Annotated in this window: 15 protein-coding genes and 1 pseudogene; 6 read left to right on the forward strand and 10 right to left on the reverse strand. The window is 57.6% G+C overall.

Annotated elements, in window-relative coordinates:
• Positions 1–39 precede the first annotated feature (39 nt).
• The 5 genes from DDIC_RS09410 to DDIC_RS09430 all read left to right on the forward strand — a co-directional run bounded on the left by DDIC_RS09410 (position 40) and on the right by DDIC_RS09430 (position 8,014).
• Positions 40–2,460 carry a methyl-accepting chemotaxis protein gene (locus DDIC_RS09410; protein ID WP_136400199.1) on the forward strand — a complete coding sequence of 807 codons (2,421 nt, stop codon included), beginning with the start codon at positions 40–42 and terminating at the stop codon, positions 2,458–2,460.
• 362 nt (positions 2,461–2,822) lie between these two features.
• On the forward strand, positions 2,823–3,461 hold the full coding sequence (locus tag DDIC_RS09415; protein ID WP_136400200.1) for a carbonic anhydrase: 639 nt from the start codon (positions 2,823–2,825) through the stop codon (positions 3,459–3,461).
• Positions 3,462–4,072: 611 nt separating this feature from the next.
• Positions 4,073–6,055 (forward strand): ATP-binding response regulator, encoded by a 1,983-nt coding sequence (locus DDIC_RS09420; protein ID WP_168732521.1) that lies wholly within the window; start codon positions 4,073–4,075, stop codon positions 6,053–6,055.
• A gap of 417 nt (positions 6,056–6,472) precedes the next feature.
• The gene (locus DDIC_RS09425) at positions 6,473–7,087 is read left to right on the forward strand and encodes a rhodanese-like domain-containing protein (protein ID WP_136400202.1); all 615 of its coding nucleotides are present in this window, start codon (positions 6,473–6,475) and stop codon (positions 7,085–7,087) included.
• A gap of 57 nt (positions 7,088–7,144) precedes the next feature.
• Positions 7,145–8,014: an MBL fold metallo-hydrolase gene (locus DDIC_RS09430; protein WP_136400203.1), complete on the forward strand. Its 870-nt coding sequence runs from the start codon at positions 7,145–7,147 to the stop codon at positions 8,012–8,014.
• 154 nt (positions 8,015–8,168) lie between these two features.
• On the opposite strand, the gene DDIC_RS09435 is transcribed toward DDIC_RS09430, so the two are convergent.
• Positions 8,169–9,482 carry a serine hydrolase domain-containing protein gene (locus DDIC_RS09435; protein ID WP_136400204.1) on the reverse strand — a complete coding sequence of 438 codons (1,314 nt, stop codon included), beginning with the start codon at positions 9,480–9,482 and terminating at the stop codon, positions 8,169–8,171.
• Between the two features lie 148 nt (positions 9,483–9,630).
• Here DDIC_RS09435 and DDIC_RS09440 point away from each other — a divergent pair, with 148 nt between their 5' ends.
• The gene (locus DDIC_RS09440; protein ID WP_136400205.1) at positions 9,631–10,725 is read left to right on the forward strand and encodes an NADH:flavin oxidoreductase/NADH oxidase; all 1,095 of its coding nucleotides are present in this window, start codon (positions 9,631–9,633) and stop codon (positions 10,723–10,725) included.
• 136 nt (positions 10,726–10,861) lie between these two features.
• Here DDIC_RS09440 and DDIC_RS09445 read toward each other — a convergent pair whose 3' ends face one another.
• The 9 genes and pseudogenes from DDIC_RS09445 to DDIC_RS09475 all read right to left on the reverse strand — a co-directional run bounded on the left by DDIC_RS09445 (position 10,862) and on the right by DDIC_RS09475 (position 17,535).
• Entirely contained in the window at positions 10,862–11,476 is a 615-nt protein-coding gene (locus tag DDIC_RS09445) for a hypothetical protein (RefSeq protein ID WP_211088869.1), read from the reverse strand.
• 153 nt (positions 11,477–11,629) lie between these two features.
• Entirely contained in the window at positions 11,630–12,694 is a 1,065-nt protein-coding gene (locus DDIC_RS09450; protein ID WP_432612333.1) for a sulfite exporter TauE/SafE family protein, read from the reverse strand.
• A gap of 141 nt (positions 12,695–12,835) precedes the next feature.
• Positions 12,836–12,994, reverse strand: coding sequence for a hypothetical protein (locus DDIC_RS13980; RefSeq protein WP_247647442.1), 159 nt, complete (start codon positions 12,992–12,994; stop codon positions 12,836–12,838).
• A 92-nt stretch (positions 12,995–13,086) separates the two neighbouring features.
• Positions 13,087–13,578 carry a proton-conducting transporter membrane subunit gene (locus tag DDIC_RS14065; protein WP_282097267.1) on the reverse strand — a complete coding sequence of 164 codons (492 nt, stop codon included), beginning with the start codon at positions 13,576–13,578 and terminating at the stop codon, positions 13,087–13,089.
• A gap of 7 nt (positions 13,579–13,585) precedes the next feature.
• Positions 13,586–13,960: a proton-conducting transporter membrane subunit gene (locus tag DDIC_RS14070; protein WP_282097268.1), complete on the reverse strand. Its 375-nt coding sequence runs from the start codon at positions 13,958–13,960 to the stop codon at positions 13,586–13,588.
• A gap of 461 nt (positions 13,961–14,421) precedes the next feature.
• The gene (locus DDIC_RS09460) at positions 14,422–14,622 is read right to left on the reverse strand and encodes a hypothetical protein (protein ID WP_136400207.1); all 201 of its coding nucleotides are present in this window, start codon (positions 14,620–14,622) and stop codon (positions 14,422–14,424) included.
• 37 nt (positions 14,623–14,659) lie between these two features.
• Positions 14,660–14,746 (reverse strand): annotated as a pseudogene (locus DDIC_RS14195) (proton-conducting transporter membrane subunit); the annotation flags it as partial.
• A gap of 148 nt (positions 14,747–14,894) precedes the next feature.
• Complete coding sequence (locus DDIC_RS09470; RefSeq protein ID WP_136400208.1) at positions 14,895–16,556, reverse strand: bifunctional diguanylate cyclase/phosphodiesterase; 1,662 nt, start codon at positions 16,554–16,556, stop codon at positions 14,895–14,897.
• Between the two features lie 70 nt (positions 16,557–16,626).
• A complete protein-coding gene (locus tag DDIC_RS09475) occupies positions 16,627–17,535 on the reverse strand; it encodes an HDOD domain-containing protein (protein WP_136400209.1) in 909 nt (302 codons plus the stop codon).
• Positions 17,536–17,674: the final 139 nt, after the last annotated feature.

The following is a 17,674-nucleotide window of genomic DNA, read 5'->3' on the forward strand; positions in this document are numbered from 1 at the left end:
TGCCGATAAAGCAATCAAACTATTGCATATGGAGTTTTTATGCAATTACGCGCCAAAGTATGCACGCCTATCGCCGCCATCACTCTTGCCATAGGCATTAGCTGCTATTTTATAATTCAAAAGCAATTTGAGCAGCTTAACGATACAAACATACAGAACCTCGTGGAGGCCCGCGCCTCGCAGATGCAGCAGGCCATTGAGCTGTGCAGCGAGCAGGCCATGCGCATGGCTGCACTGGTGAGCAGATTGCCCGAGGTGGAAGCCGCTTACAAAACCGCTCTGGCGGGCAACATAGATGACGAAAACAGTGCGGCCTCGCAAAAGGGCCGCGAAATGTTGCGGACTTCGCTGGCCCCTATGATTGACGGCTTTACAGCTGTCATCGGCGAAAAACCCCAGATACACTACCATCTGCCCCCCGCGCGCAGTTTTGCGCGCCTGTGGCGCGACAAGCAGACAAAAAAGGGCGGCAAGTGGGTTGATATCTCGGACGATCTTACATCCTTTCGCCCCACGGTGCTCGACGTAAACAAAAACGGCAAGGCGCTGAGCGGGGTGGAGATAGGCAGCGGCGGTTTTGAAATCCGTGGTCTGGCCCCGGTTACCGGGCTGGCTGGCAACCGTCTGGGCTCGGTGGAAGTGCTGGTCAGTTTTACCCATGTGCTTGACGGCCTCAATTCCGGCGCGGGGCAGACCGCACTGCTCTACATGAACGCCGAACATCTGAAGTTTGCCACCGGCCTGCAGGATAAAGACAAATACCCCATTGTCGCCGAATCGTACGTACTTGTGAGCGGCACAAAAGAAGGCAAGGCCGAAAGGCTGACGACCAAGGCCTTTCTGGACGCCAGCCGCAAGGGCGTCACAACCCGGATTGTCGGCTCTTCGCTGCTTTCGGGCATGCCCGTTACCGATTATCAGGACAAGCAGATCGGCATCCTTGTTTTCAGTACCGACCTGACCGAGCAGCAGGGCATAATGAGCCGCGCGGGCATTATCATTGCCGCCGCCTTTCTTACCCTGCTGGTGGTGCCGCTTGTCATGACAGTTTTTGTGCTCAGCGTTACGGTATTGCGGCCTGTGCAGAGCATGCGCCAGACAATCCAGGAGATTGCCGAAGACCGCGCCGTGCTGGCCCACCGCCTGCAGTATGCCTCGAACGACGAAATCGGCACGCTGGCCGCCTGGTTTAACCGCCTGCTCGACAAGATAGAGAGCATGCTCTCAGAGGTGCAGGGCTACAAAAACCTGCTGGATGCCGTACCTGACCCCATTTTTGGCGTGGACGACGATTACCGCATCATCATCGCCAACACTGCCACAGAAAAGCTGCTCAAGCAGGACATCAGCAAGCTGAAGGGGCAGTTTTGCCACGACCAGTTCAACACGCCCGTGTGTCAGACAGACGACTGCCCCATTGCGCAGTCAAAGTGCAGTGGTTCGTCGGTGCTGGCGGGCATCATCGACATCGGTTCGGCGGAAAGCCCCCACTTTATCCAGCCGGTCAGCGATGTGCTGCGCGACGGTCAGGGCAACAAGGTAGGTTATGTGGAAATTGCCCGCGACGTTACCAGCCTGGTGCTCAAAGAGCGTGAAGTTGAAGTAGCCATGAGCCACATGCGCGAGGTCAACTCGGCCATTGCGCAGGCCTCCAGCCGTCTGGCCGACGCCTCGGCGCTCTTGACCGACCGCTTTGAAAAAGTCGCCGAGGGGGCTGATGCGCAAAACAGCCGGGCGCAAGAAACCGCCACCGCCATGGAGGAAATGACCTCCACTGTGCACGATGTGGCGCAAAACGCCGCAGCCGCAGCCGACCAGACCGAAGGGGCGCGGCAAAAGGCCCAGGCGGGCGCTGGGGTTGTCGATGAAGCCGTTGCCGCAATTTCGGAGGTAAATGCGCACGCCTCCGAGCTGCTCAGGGAGATGGAGTCGCTCGAAACGCGCACAGAGGGTATTGGCAGGATAATGGGCGTTATTTCAGACATTGCCGACCAGACCAACCTGCTGGCGCTCAATGCCGCCATTGAAGCGGCCCGCGCGGGCGATGCGGGCAGGGGCTTTGCCGTTGTGGCCGACGAGGTGCGCAAACTGGCCGAAAAGACCATGCTGGCCACCAAGGAGGTGGCCGAGGCCGTCACCGCCATCCAGTCAGTGGCGCGCAACAACATGCAAAAGATGCGCGAGACGGTCGACACCGTCAGCCGCGCCACCGACAGGGCCTACCAAAGCGGTTCGGCGCTTACCGAAATTGTGGAAATAGTCGGCAATGCAAGCAGCAGCGTGCACTCCATCGCTGCGGCGGCGGAGCAGCAATCGGCTACGAGCGAAGAAATCAATCAGGCCATTGTGGACGTGAAACATGTTGCGGAAAGCACCCACATGCTGACCAACGAACTGCACAACACCGTTGCAGAGCTCTCGCACCTGGCGGAACAGCTCAAGGATCTTTCGCAAAAATAGCGCTTGTTGCAGGCCCCAGACCAGCACGACCCGACGGCGATCAGCCAGAAACGGCTGGACTGGGGCCTTCTTGACCTTTTGGGCAAGATACCCTAGGCACTTTTTAGAGGGCAACGGCTCAGCCCAGGCCAAACATACACATTAGCGGCCCCTACCCTCGTGCAAAACCAGCCGCCCCCTGCATCACGGGGCAGCGCAAAAGTGGTTTGCAAACAGGCCCACCTGCCCAGACGCCCCTATTAGCAGCATATCCATGCCTGTGCCTCTGCATACTTCATTTTCAACATGGTCGGCACTGCCTACCGGCGGCCCTGTTGCGGCCACTGCCGCACCCTCTCCATCAAGGTTATTGAGGTTTTTTGATGAAAAATGTCGAACGCTTGCTTCAGGGAAACGAATTTTTTCAAAAAAACTATTTTTGCAAGCATGAAGAAGAGCTGCTTGAGCTGGTCTCCAGCGGCCAGCACCCAAAGGTGCTGTATATAGGCTGCGCCGATTCCAGGGTTATCCCCTCGCTTATCACCAACACCCCGCCTGGACAGCTTTTTGTGTTGCGCAACGTGGGCAACTTTGTAGCTCCCTACAAGCCAGACGAAGACTATCACGCCATGGCAGCTGGCATTGAATACGCCGTAACAGCCCTCAGGGTTGAAGAAATCATCATTTGCGGCCATACCTATTGCGGCGCTATCGCGGCCCTGTACAAGAACATCCACGGCGAGGCCTTTGTGCACACGCAAAAATGGCTTTCGCTGGGCAAAAAGGCCAAGGAACTGGCAACCCTCGCACTGGGCAAAAATGAGGAACAGGAAAAACTTTTGCGCCTGACCGAAAAGCTTTCCATCATTTTTCAGATTGAAAACCTCATGACCTACCCATGCGTGCGCGAAAAGGTTGGCACGGGCGAGCTGCACGTGCACGGCTGGCTGTACCACATCGAATCCGGCGAAATAAAATACTACGACCCCGACGAGCACGACTTTCTGGCCCTGAAAAAATAGCGTCCGGCAGACGCAGCAGGTGCGCCGGACACGCGCATTGTTACAGCAGCGGATTCCCAGCCATGGGAGCCCGCTGCTTTTTTACGCATCACCCGCTGGCACCTGACGTGTTGACCTGCTTCAGCTTCCGCCCCTGCCCCAGCCCGCCTGCGTGGCGGCAAGCCCGCACAAAGACTCGCAAGCAACCAGTGCACATAAAAAATCATATAAATCAAGCCAGATATAAATTAATTAGCGGGCACGGCAGCCCTGTATTTACACAATCTGCTTTTTATATTTAAATGAAAAGGAATAGAAAGTTTTTTTATAATTGTAGCAACATGCAAGGAACTACTTCCATGAATAACGATTTGATAAATCAATTTATAACGTGGAATGGTTCTGTAAATATCCCCTGTTGCCTCATCCAATGCACAGGAAACGACTCATATGCCGTAACAGCATACAACACTGCATTTTTTAATTTTTTAAAAATAGATGGTAATATTGATTCTCTTGATAATGTTATTAAAATTAAACAGCATCTAGACAACCTTATTTTTAATAATGGCGCAAAAGAATGGACAGAATACAGTGAAGAACTGAATACGTTTATTGACTGCCAGTGCCAGTTGATCAAGGAAAAAGCGTACGCGCTGTGGATTACTGCTGCAGAACACAAATCTACTGACATTCTCGGCAATATCCCCATTGGCATTATCCGCATGCGAGTCGCCCATGGCTCAACCGGGCTGCGCTGTTCATACATCAACAGCAAGGCCCTGAGCATGATCCCCACGTCGGGCCGCGATGCGGGCAATCTGCTTCAGACAAGCAAGATCATGCATGTCCATGATGCTGACGCGAGCGCCGTGGAACAAACCGTGGCAGCCTTTATTGGCGGCGGCGACGGGCATACGTTCGAGTGCAGGCTCTGCCCGCCAGAGGCTCAATGCCGCTGGATTCGCGCCAGCCTTGCGTGGATTATCCCGCAAAAGCTTTTGCAAATCGCCTTTGTCGATATTTCCAGTGAAAAACAGACCGAAGAGCACAACCGGCAAAACCAGCTGTTGCTGCAAAAAATTCTCGACACCACGCAGGCGGCTATATTCTGGAAAGATGCGGAAAGGCGCTTTATCGGCGTCAACAAAGCTTTTCTGGAATATTACGGCTTTGATTCAGTAGACGTTTTGCGGGGCAAAAATGATGAAGACATGGGCTGGCACAGCGACCCTGACCCCTACAAAAATGACGAATTGCGGGTTCTGCAGGGCGAAACAACCACGCGTGTTCCCGGCATGTGCTTTTGCAAGGGCGAAAACCGCCATATTGTTGCCAGCAAAAGTCCGCTGCTGGAAAATGACAAAATAGTAGGCCTGGTCGGCAGCTTTGAAGACGTTACAAACGAGGTCCGGCTGCGCAACGACGTTATTGAGCTGAATTCACGGCTGAAGGCGGCTCTGGAAAATGAACGGCAGGCCAACCACGCCAAGTCGGAATTTCTGCTGCGCATGAGCCACGACATGCGCACCCCGCTGACCACGATTATTGGTTTTTCAGACCTCGAGTTGCAAAAAAACCATGACCCTGACCTCATCAGGGTGTTTTCCACCATCAAATCCTGTTCCAATTTTCTTCTGGCCATCCTCTCGGATATTCTCGATCTGCAAAAAATCTCCAAGGGCAAGGTTGATATCAGGCCGACCATCTGCACCGGTGCGGAGAGCGCAAAAAATATCGAGGCGATAATACGCCCGCAGGCAGAGGCCAAAAAAATAAACTTCATCGCGCACTTCAACTGCGCTTCCACAAACTGCCATGTTCAGATCGATACGCGCAAGGTTCAGCAGATCATCGTCAACCTGTTGAACAACGCCGTCAAATATACCCAACCCGGCGGCACCATCACATGGCGCACTGTCATCAGCGGCGAAGAGGGGGACAATCTTTCAGTCACCCACGTCATCTCGGACAACGGACCGGGAATCAGCAAAAAATTTCAGGCCAGGATGTACGCCCCATTTACGCAAGAAAGTTCTTCCCCAAGCTCGGGCAGCGGCCTTGGTCTGGCGATTGTGAAAAAGCTGGTCGATCTTCTTGGTGGAAGCATTGCCTGCAACTCCGCTCCCGGCCAGGGAACAACCTTTACGGTTGTTTTGCCGCACAAAAAGGCAAATGAAATTGATATTACAGAATATTACGCGCAAAAAAACCGACAGACCGACACCAACGGGCTTAAAGGCAAAACAGTCCTGATCTGCGAAGACAACACCATCAACAGCCAAATTCTAAAAGAACTGCTCGAAGGCGAGGGCATGACCTGCGACCTGGCGGTCAATGGCCGCGAAGCCGTAACCATGGCCCGCAGCGCCCGTTACCACATCATCCTGATGGACATCCGCATGCCCCTCATGGACGGATATGAGGCCACGCGCGCCATACGCGATTTTGACATGGACACGCCCATTGTGGCCCTGTCGGCCAATGCCTTGTCAGACGAAAAACAAACTGCCTTTGAATCCGGCATGGACGATTTTCTGGAAAAACCCATCGTCCTCCCCCTGCTGTTTTCAACCCTGGGACAGTTTCTCTCCGCCCCCGTCCCAACCCCGTAGCGGTATTTGCACGGAGGCGCGAGCCCGCGCCTGACGGCGGGCTTTTAATCCATATTGCCTCCGCCTTGCAGGCGTTGCAGCAGCGCATTCTTCCCCACCACTCTGACAGTACTTGTCAGACGTTGCCCCGTGATTATTCTTACATACATGGTTGGATGCGCTGTAAATTGCATAGCGCAAAAGCAGACCAGAACAATATGGTATTACAAAGCAAACCAACAAAACATAAGGAGCTGCGGCAGCTTTGTTGCCCGCAGACGCTGGTTCGCTTTTTTATCACAGCCGTCAGTGCTTTGCAGTTTGCCCATGTTGGGATATTCTGCATTCGTGTAGGATACCAAAAGACATACAGCGGCAAAGGCAAAAAAACAGGGTTCGTCCTCCAATGCAACCGGGGGCCAACACCCAAGGAGGCCAATGATGACATCCGTTAAAAGCATCAGCGCCCAGGCCCTGCTGCAAAAAGACATAACACAGGCTCTTGTGGTCGATGTGCGCACGCCCATGGAATTTGCGGAAAAACGCCTCGCCCGCCCTGCTGCTCTGGCTCCGGTTACGGAGCTTGAACCGCGCGATGTCGCCCTGCGCAGCGGAGCCTTGCAAACTACCCCCATTTACACCCTCTGCGCCAGCGGCAGACGCGCGCAAACTGCGGCAGCAAAATTTGTCGAAGCCGGTTTTGCAGACGTCACCGTTATCGAAGGCGGCATAGCCGCCTGCAAGGAAGCCGGTTTTGCAACCGTGGGGCAGGCCCTGCCCAAAACAGGCGAGACCTCGCCCACGCTCGACAGGCAGGTGCGCCTTGCAGCGGGCGCGCTCACGGCGGCATTTGTTTTGCTGGGCCTTTTGGTGCATCCGGCATTTTTGCTCGGTGCGCTCTTTGTTGGTTGCGGGCAGGTTTTTTCGGGCCTGACCAACTGGTGCGGGCTGGCCCTGCTGCTGGCACGCGCCCCGTGGAACAACAAAAAAGGCTGCGCAGGCGCCGCCTGCCCCATCGGCGCGGGCAAAAGCCCTGGCGCAAGCTGCCAGTAGCCCCGCCTGCGTACAGCGCCGCACTTCATTCTTCAGTCTTTTGCAAAGGAGTTCGCCATGTCCGCACCAAACGTGCGCGGGTTTTTTGACCCCGCAACCGCCACCTGGACATATGTGGTCTGGTCCGACACCGACACCCAGAGCCGTTGCGCCATTATCGACAGCGTGCTGGATTTTGACCTGCATGCCTGCCGCACGTCCACGGTTTCCGCCGATACTGTCATCGACTTTGTCCGCCAGTATAATCTGGTGGTTGAATGGATACTCGAAACGCACATCCATGCCGACCACATTACTGCCGCCAGCTACATCAAGGAAAAAATGGGCGGCAAGATAGCCATCAGTAAACACATGCTGGACATCATCGCCACCTGGACGCCCATTTTTCAGACGCAGGAGGACACCCCGGCGGACGGATCCGCCTTTGACCACCTATTTGAAAACGACGAGGAGTTCACCATTGCCGACATGCCCGCCAAGATAATCCACACCCCCGGCCATACCCCGGCGGACACGACATATATTGTGGGCAACGCGGCCTTTGTGGGCGACGCCATTTTTCTGCCCGACGTGGGCTCCGGCAGGTGCGATTTTCCTGGCGGCAGCGCGGATGACTCCTATGATTCTTCGCGCAGGCTGTTGGCCCTGCCCGACAACACGCGTATTTACGTGGGGCACGATTACCCGCCCGAGGGCGTGCGCGGCCCGCTGTGCATGGCCACCGTGGGCGAGCAAAAGGCAGGCAACGTGCGCCTCAACCTGCAGATAAGCAAGGCGGATTTTGTGGCAAAGCGCCGTGCCGACGATACGGGCAAGGCGGTGCCGCCGCTGATTTTGCCCTCGCTGCAGGCCAACATGCGCACTGGCCGGTTTGGCAAGGCGGTCAACGGCATGCAGTACGTAAAACTGCCCCTCAACCGGATGTAAGTTTGACTGCGGCAGGCCGCGCCATTGAAGGATGCGGCAGCCATAAAACGTCAAGCCCCTCCGTGGCGCCAACGGCAGCGACACGGGGGGGCTGTATTTCCGCCATGCAGTTCAGGCCTGACATGCGCTGGGCAGCCAGACCCGACGATGCTCGCTATTTCTGACCGTACACGGCCCTTGCCAGCGATACTGCAAACGGCCCGGCCATGCCCGTGGGGGTGGTGTTGGTAAGCGCCACAAATGAAATTCCGTTTGCCCGGTCCATAAAAAAGTGGGTCCCGTAAGCGCCGCTCCAGCTCCAGGTTCCGGGCCCGGCGGCGTATTCCGCCTTGCCAGGCTGCAGCAGCACAGCCGCTCCAAAGCCAAAACCCCAGCCGGGTGCGACAACCTCTGTCGTTTTAGCGGCTGTTTTGTCCATCCGGCGAGAAAAAACCGGGCCAATCTGGTCGGCGGTCATGGACTGGGCGGTTTCCGGCATCAGGATGGACCCGCCGTTGTTGCGTATGGCTTCAAGAAATTTAAGGTAGTCCGCCGCTGTTCCCACCAGCCCTGCCCCGCCCGACGGGTAGGCCTGCGCGTCCAGCGCCCGGCCGGGCGCATAACGCGTTGCCGATACGCCGTTGGACACAGTCTCCGCCTCCGCCATGCGGCGAAGTTTGCCGTCGTCCCACACATAGGCGGCAGCCAGCATGTCCGGCTTGTCGGCCACAAAGCCCGTGGAGTCCATGCCCAGTGGCCCGGTGACAAACTTGTTTACAACCAGAGGCAGAGTGTCGCCCCCCGCGCGGGAAACAACCTCGCCAAGCACATCAATGGCCAGGGAGTATTTCCAGCTGGTGCCCGGTTCGTAATACAGAGGCACCCCCGCAAGCCGCCAGACGTTTTCCTCAAGCGTAATCGGTGGGTTGTCCAATCCGTCGGAGACCTCCGCCTGGGCCATGGGACCGTCCGGGGGCTCCAAAAAACCGTAAGAAAGCCCGGCCGTATGCGTCAGCAGCTGCCGCACGGTTATGGTCTGCTCCGCCTTGCCCTCAAACATGGGCGTAAAGGAAGGTACCCAGCGGGTAACGGGGTCGTCCAGCCCCAGAATACCCCTATCGATCAGGGCCAGCGCGGCAGCGCTAACAACGGGCTTGCTCATGGAGGCCAGACGAAAACGCGTATCGAGGCTCATGGGCGTGCCGTTTTCAAGATCGGCCATGCCCACGGCCCGCTGGTACACCACCTGACCGTTGCGGGCGGCGACAACAACCGCGCCGACTATTTTTTTTTGCGCAACGGCTTCGTCCAGCACGGCGTCAAGGCGTTTTGTCAGCCCGGAATCAACAGCGCCGGTGGCATCTGCCCAGGCGCTGCAAGCGCCGCCGCAGAGTCCCAGCACGCCCGCAGCCGCAACAAACAGCCACAAAAAAAACAAGGCACGAATTCTATCCGCAACCACGCGCCAACGTATCGGCCTATTACGCATGCAGCCTCCCGGGACAGGCTCAGCGCCTGTCGCAACTCTGCCGATTGAGCCATGTTTGTCAGCATATGTAAATACCGACGCGCCGCCTGGCAGAGGCTTAACAAATTAAAAGCGTTTTAGTATGATACCATATAAGCAGGAGGACAACATGAATCCACTCTTCTCTCCCATCAAACTCAAGGGTCTCACGCTGAGCAACCGCATCATCGTGCCCCCCATGGACCAATATTCGGCGGATGCGGGCATGCCGGGGCACTGGCACGCCATGCACTACGGAACCCTTGCCGTATCCGGTGCTGGCCTGCTGATTGTGGAAGCCACCGCTGTGGAAGCGCCGGGGCGTATTGCGCCGCAAGACCTGGGCCTGTGGAATGACGCCCAGGAAGCAGCGCACAAGACCATGATTGACGCCATCCGTTCGTATTCCGCCATGCCGCTGGGCGTCCAGCTGGGGCACGCAGGCCGCAAGGGCGCAACCAGTCGCCCGTGGGAAGGCGGCAAGCCCCTGACGACCGAAAACGGCGGCTGGGAAATATGCGCGCCTTCCGCCCTGCCCTACGCGCCGGGACACCAAACCCCAGTCGAGCTCACCAGCGGAGATATCGCCCGTCTGACAGAATCCTTTGCAGCCGCTGCAAAACGGGCTGTACGAGCAGGCTATAACGTCATTGAGCTGCACGCGGCCCATGGCTATCTGATGCACGAGTTTCTCTCCCCGCTGAGCAACCACCGCACGGACGCCTACGGCGGCCCCCTCGAAAACAGAATGCGCTTTGCCCTGGAGGTGCTGGCGGTCGTGCGTAACGCCGTTGCCGACGACTTTCCTGTGGGCGTGCGCGTTTCGGGCACAGACTTTGTCGAAGGCGGATGGAGCGTGCAGGAATGCGCCCTGTTTGCCCAGGCCCTGGAAAAAGCCGGTGCGGCCTATATTCACGTTTCTGGGGGCGGGCTTTCGCCGGATCAAAAGATCAACCTTGCGCCCGGCTATCAGGTGGAGCTGGCGGCTACGGTCAAGGCAGCCGTGACCAGCCTGCCCGTCATAGCCGTTGGCCTTATTACCGAGCCGGAACTGGCGGCGGGCATCGTGGTTACCGGTCAGGCCGACATGGTGGCCATAGGACGGGCCATGATGTACGATCCCCGCTGGCCCTGGCACGCCGCTGCCGCCCTGGGGCAGACCATTGCCGCGCCCGCGCAGTACCTGCGCTGCAAGCCGCATAATGTAAAAGACCTTTTTGCCTGAGCACGCGACCAAGCCAGACCATTTAACGGCAGAAGGCCCCGCATCTTTAGGTGATGCGGGGCCTTCTGCATTTGACCGCCGGGCAATCTGCGCGGGGCTCATAGCTGCGGGTCAAAACGGTGAAAGGTTTATCCGGCTAGGGCTTGTCCACGTTGCGAGGCTCGGCCTGCGTTTCCGCTTGAGGTTGGGTATGGTTCTCTGCGGGAGCCGCCGGGGCAAAAACCTGCGTCTGCGCCGGAGCCGCAGCCCAGCGCAGCTGCCAGCGCGTAATGGTTCTGTTGCTGAACATACGCAGTGGAATGTAAAAAAGGATAAACCAAAAGACCATGCTCGGCTGATTGCCAAAAAGCGGCAGGCTGAAAGGCAGCTCGGGGCTTATCAGACCAAAGCGCAGCTTCATCCAGGCCAGCACAATGGGCACAGGCCACAGCGAGGCCACAAACAGGGCGTTGCTGAGCGAAAAATAATACCCAAAGGCCTCGTGCCCCTGACGGTTCACAGCCTTAAAGGTCTCCTTGCCCGCATTCTGCAGGGCCGACTCGCTCAGTTCATGGTAATGGCGCATGTCGTCCTGCAGCTGCTTCAGGCGCTTATGGTGCATACGCTGGGCCATGCGCAGGGTGGCAATGCCAATGAGAGCCGTCAGCAGGGCAAGGGCGGCTGTTCCTAAAAAATAGGCAGCTTCGGGCTGCGGCACCAGACGGTACGGCAGTACAAAAAAAGGATCAAGCCAGACCAGGAGTTCTTCCATATGTTCAGCGGCTCCATTATCCGCGCGGGGCAGTGCGCACCTGCGGCACACGGCGCGGCAAGGGTTCAAAAGCAAGCACTGCACCCCCTTGGCAGGCCAGGGAGATGCAGTGCTTATGCATACTTTCAGCTCAGATCGGGCAGCGCCCGAAGCTTAGCCGAACATCTTGATGTTGAAGAAACCGCGCAGGATGTAGTCGGTGCCCACATACAGGGCCAGCACGATGAACAGGCGCTTCAACCAGATATCAGAGAAGAAACGCGAGGTGTAGGGGCCAACAATGGAACCCACGGCAATACCGGCCAGTTCAAGACCAACCAGATTCCAGTCCACCAGCGCGCCGTGCAGCATGAGGGTGGTGATGCCGGTAATCATGCTGAGCAGCACGGCCAGAGCGGAGGTGCCTGCAGCCAGATACATGGGCAGCTGGGTAACGCTGGTGATAAAGGGCACCAGCAAAAAGCCGCCGCCCACGCCCAAAAAGGCCGCGATGCTGGCGATGACCACGCCGCCCAGGAAGGGAATCAGCGGGTTGAACGAAAATTCCACACCGCAGAAGGTAAACTGGCAGGTGGTAAAGGTAAACTTGATGAGCTTCACGCCCGTGGGGGCGACAACGCCTTCGGCCTTGGACTTGGCAGCTTCAAAAGCCTTGGCGGCTTCCTTGGCCTTGGCCTTGGAGCGCTGACCAGCGGGGGAGGTCTCCCACATCAGGTACAGGCCAAGCACCAGCACGAACAGACCAAAATAGCCCTGATAGGACGAGAAGTTCAGCTTGCCAGCCGTCAGAGAAACAGCACTGAAAGCGCCCACAATGGAGCCGAGACCCAGAGCAAAGCCCAGGGGCAGCACAAGGCGCTTCATGCGGTAGTAGCTGAAGGTACTGATAACAGCGGAGAGACCGGCCAGCATCTGGTTGGAGGCGCGCACAGAGTCGGTAACAGACTTGTTGAGCGGGGTCTTGCCAAAAGACTTGGCATACGCGCCAAGGCCGTGCACGGTCATGTGGCCCACGCCAGCCATAACACCGCCAAAAGCGCCCACGGTGGAGAAAATCCAGCCCACCCACAGGGCCCAGCCAAAGGCCAGCATCATGTTGACCTTGGGGCCGCCGGGGATACCCAGATAGCCGGGTTCGGCCTGCATATTCAGGGTTTCAGGGGCAGTTTCCACCTGTTTGGCAATGGCATTGGCAAGCACGCTGCCGTCCGCCGCCATGGCGGCACCGCGGCCAGCACCACCAGCGTGGTCACCAGGCCCAAGAGTATCCATTTTTTTTTCATTCCAACTCCTCCCGATCAACGTCGCGCACGCGCAACGGATTATAATGCCGGAAACCGCCCCTCAGAAGCGGATTCCTTAAAAAAACACATGCACCCACAAAAGCAGCGTCTGCGGAAACACGCCCCACAGCACCACACCTGCCAGACAGCGCAGAAGGACAGCCCTCACGCCCGCACCACCCGAAGCTGTCTGCACGGGTGCGGGGTGATTTGCCGGGGCTTCCTGCGTGTACATGCGTCTTGCCACGCCAGATAATACCAGGCCGAGAGGCGCTGCTGACCGCAGCCACAAGCACCGTCATGGTATACCCTGCTAAAAAGGCCTCTTTATAGAGCAGGAATTTGCCCATAAAGCCCGCCGTCGGCGGGATGCCCGTCAGCGAAAAAAGAAAAAAAACAGCATGGCCGCAGCCAGGGCCTGATGCCGCGCGGCAAGGCCCGCGTAGTCGTCCAGGTCTTCCCCGGCGTCGGCCAGGGGGTATTGCCCAGCTTTTGCCCGTACACGGCAAGGTAGCCCATGATGGCAAAGGCCCCCATCTTCGTGCACAGGTAAATGGTCAAATACGCTGCGGTCGCACAAAGCCCGTCTGCGGTGCAGGCGGCGATCCCCAGCAGGGCGTAGCCCGCATGGGCTATGGCCGAGTACGCCAGCATGCGCTTGAGACCTGTTTGCATAACGGCGGCGATATTGCCCACCAGCATCGTCAAGGCGGCCATAAGGGCCAAAGCGCCGCTCCACTGCGCGCCAAGTTGCGTCAGGGCCATAACCAGCACTCGCGCAAGCGCGGCAAAGCTGGCCGTCTTGGCCGCCGCAGACATAAAGGCGTCAAGGTTGTGGGCGCACCTTCAACACGTCGGAAACCCAGACATGAAAGGGCGCGGCTGCCTCCTTGAATCCCATGCCTGCCAGCACGAGCGCCAAAGCAACAACCAGGGCGGGCAGCGTCTGCCCGTTTGCAACAACAGGCAGGGCGGCGGCCATCCTCGCCAGCTCGGTGTGCCCGGTAAGCCCATACAGCAGGGACATGCCAAAAAGCAACAAAGCCGAAGCGAAACTGCCCATCAAAAAATATTTGATGGCCGATTCGCTGCTGCGCGGATCGCTGGTGCGCAGGGCTGCCAACGCGTATATGGGCAAGGCCATAAGCTCAAGGCCCAGATAGAGCACAATGAGATCGCCAGCCGAGGCCATAACGCACATGCCCAGTGTTGAACATACTGCAAGACAGTAACATTCCCCCTGACGCATTGGGCATGTGAAAAAAAAATTTCGCTCATTAACGCCGTAAAAGCAAGTGCCATTACGCAAACTGCTTTAAACAGCGCACCAAAGCCGTCAGCGCAAAACATTCCGTCAAAGACGGTCACTCCACCGCCTGCGGAGACAGCTACTATGGCAGCAAGCGCTGTTATTGCGCCAACCACGGTCAACCATTGCAGAAAAGCCCTTTCATGCGGAAAGAACATGTCGCCGCACAGCAGATCGATGGCCGTGACCAAGAGGTCAGCTCCGGCAGCAGGGCCGGAAGGTCTTTCAGCAATGGCAGGGCCGAAAGAGGCGCTACGGATATGGCTGTCATGATAGCTCCTATGGTGTTGCCCTTGCGCCGCAGAACACCCGGCCCGTCGACCGCCCGCCCCCCCGGGAGACCTAAATACGCATTACGCTGGCGACCGTCGGCGGCCTTGGCCGCCCGGCCCGCCTGCCTGGTTTGCAGAAAAAGCCGCAAATGCCTGCTGGGTATCTGCCACCAGATGCTCAACCGAGGCGTGCCTGTATTCCAGCAGCGCCTTGGGGAAAATACCGATGCCGATAATCAGCACGGCCATGGTCAGCAGTATGGCAACCTCGCGCGCGTCCAACCTTTTACCAGCCAGCCCGCCGTACGCCCTGATTTTGCGTCAGGGCAAAAAGCCCCAGGGTCACAAAGCCCATATGGCGCACCGAGCTGTAGGCGATGAGCCGCTTTACATCCGTCTGCGCAAGGCAGACCAGCGCGCCGACAGACAACATGTGCGCGTTATAATGCATTACAGACGGCAAAGGGGAGTCTGCGCGGAAGAGACCACGTGGGCTTCAGAGAGGTAAGCCGCCGCAACTGTGCGGCGAGGGCGAGGGAAAAAATGCGAAAGAATCAGCCGACAGTGGAGGCAAGGGCGACGATTTCTTCAATCTGGGCAGACGTCAGCTCCTGCAGGCTAAAGCCTGGTCTGGCCAGATAAAACCCCTGGGCCAGATCAAAACCCAGGGCAATTACGGTTGCCAGTTCTTCGTGTGTTTCAACGCCCTCTGCCACCGTCAGTATGCCCTTGGAGCGGCAGTAGACGAGGATGTTGGACAAAAACTCACGTTTGGAGGCAGAGGCCTTGTGTATGGAGCGGATAAAAAAGCTGTCGATCTTGAGAATTTCTGGCGAAATATTGAGCAGCCGCAAGGCGTTGGAGTGGGCGCAGCCAAAGTCGTCAATGGCGATAAAGGCCGCAACCTGCGAGCGCAGCTCGCGTATTTTGCGCGTAAGGCCGTCCTCGCTGGTGGCTGTCTCAATGATTTCAAACACCATGTTGCGGCTTATGGCCTCGTAGCGCGGGTGCAGCTTGCTCAGCTCGGCCACGTCCAGGTATTGCGCGGAGATGGCGTTGAAAAAAATCCTTTTGCTGCCCAGCGAATCGAGGTGCTCGCCCATCCAATTAAAAATCATCCTGAAGGTCAAATACTCCAGCTGGGGCAGCTTTGACTGAGCCTCAGCCAGCTGCAGCATGTCGAGCGGCGAGGCAAAATGCGGCGTCGTGGAGCGCATGAGCGCCTCGTAACCGTAAAGGGAGCCGTTTTTGAGGCTGACTATGGGCTGAAAGGCAAACCGTATCAGCTGGTTTTCAAGCAGTTCGTCCAGGCGCTCCTGACGGCTGAGAATATTGGCCTTGGCCCGGTATACCTCGGGGTTAAAGCGCATCAGCGTGCCGCGGTTGAAGTTTTGCACCTCAAACATGGCATGGCTGGCGTAATTCATCAGCACGTCGGCGGTCATGGCGTCGCTGGGGTACACCGCCACGCCCAGAGACGCGCGGATGCGCACAATTTCGTTGGGCAGCTCTATGGTGGTGTTCAGCAGGGTTTTGCGGTTGTCCTGCGCAAAGCGCAAGGCGCTTTCTTCGTCGTCAAAGCTGTGGGCGTATACGGCAAACTCGTTGCCTGCGGTACGGGCCAGCAGCACCGAGTCGTTTTCGCACATACGCAGGGCTTCAACCACCTTGGCAATGTACAGGTCGCCGCAGTCATAGCCGTGCGTGTCGTTGACGTACTTAAGATTATCGAGTCCGCACGAAAAGAGCACGCCAAACTTGCCCGGCTGCATCTGCAGGGCATCGCGCACGCCGCTGACAAAGGCCTTGCGGTTCATCAGGCCGGTTTCCACATCGTGGTTCTGATCGTGCTCGACCTGCCGTTTGCAGGTCTGCGCCTGATTGACAAGAAAATTCAGGCCGTCGGACAGGTCGCCCATGTCGTCAACGGTGGACATGGGATACCCGGTGCTGAAAATAAGCAACTGGCGCGCCAGCCGTTTAAGCTTGGCGTGCAGGCTCTCAAGGTGCGTCGAAAGATTGCGGCACGATTGCGGCGGGCGGACAGTCAGATTGCCCTCTGCCAGCGCGGCGGCGTAGGCGGAGAGGTCGGCGCAGGCGCGCGTGAGTTCGCACAGCTTGTCCGCCCCCGGTTGCTGCCTGCAGGCCTCAAACTGGGTCAGCGCGGCAGCAAATTGCCCGTGCAGCAGACTATCAAGCCCGGTTTCAATATCCATGCACGCGCCTCAATAATGAGCCTCAAGAACTGTGGGAGCAAACATCTGCCGCATCCGGCCCGGGCACGGGCTACGCATCAAGTTCAGCAAAACCGGTTTCCTGTGCTTTGGCTATGCTCGTGACCACCGCCGAGCACACGGCATCAGGATCGCAACCCCTGGGCAGGTGCGCAAGCACCTCATCGTTGAGAGTCGCGGCGGCATCAAGGCTGCCGCGCGCCAGACAGTTAGCCGCTGCCAGCAGGTGCGACTCCATCCTGTAAGTAGTGGCAAGCTCTGGCGAATGGTGCAGATTTATGGGTTCAGTAAGCACCAGGGGCAGTTTCCAGTGGTGCAGCACCGCCGCTCCGAGGAGCGCGTGGTCCATGCCCCACTCGGCATTTTCCGCTTCAAAGCTGCTCATTGACTCCGCCTGCTCCATCTCGACTACTTTTTCCCATACGTCTGGTCGGGTAGCTGCCAAAAAAACCTTGCCCACATCGTGCAGCAAGCCCGCTATATAGGCCTCGTCCGGCACCATCACCAGACGCTCGCCAGCTCTGGCGGATGGCCCGCACACGCCTGACGCTCCGCCCAAAACCTCAGCGAGGGCTCTGGCGATGGTCGCCACAGAGAGCAGGTGATTCCAGAACCTTTCCGTATCAAAGGCCTTGGGAAGCTTCGCTTCGCGTATAAACGACGACATGCCCACCATCAAGACCAACAGGCGCACCTCGCGCAGGCCCATGATGCTTATGGCCCGTTGCAGGGTGGAAACCTTGAATTCAAGCCCATATGCCGCCGAATTGGCCACGGCAAGCACACGCGTCGTCAGCCGGGGGCTTTTTTCAATCAGGGCAACCACAGACTTCACGGAGGCGTTGGAGCCCTCCTGGGTAACCGCAAACAACAAGGGCAGCAGCTTGGGTTCGAACGGCAGCATTGGTGGATTTTGCAAAAGCTTTTGCAAAAACAACCTGGAATCTTTTTGAGACTGCATAACAAAATCCTGCCGGGTTGCTGCCCGTGCACTCGGTAATACGACCTGTCCAGCCTGCTCGCCTGAACTCCATAGTTCTCATATACGAAAACCCAGGGCAAAGACAATAGGTACTTAATTTTTAATAACTAATACCAAA

It is taken from the genome of Desulfovibrio desulfuricans (genome assembly GCF_004801255.1).
Lineage (GTDB): Bacteria > Desulfobacterota > Desulfovibrionia > Desulfovibrionales > Desulfovibrionaceae > Desulfovibrio > Desulfovibrio desulfuricans_C.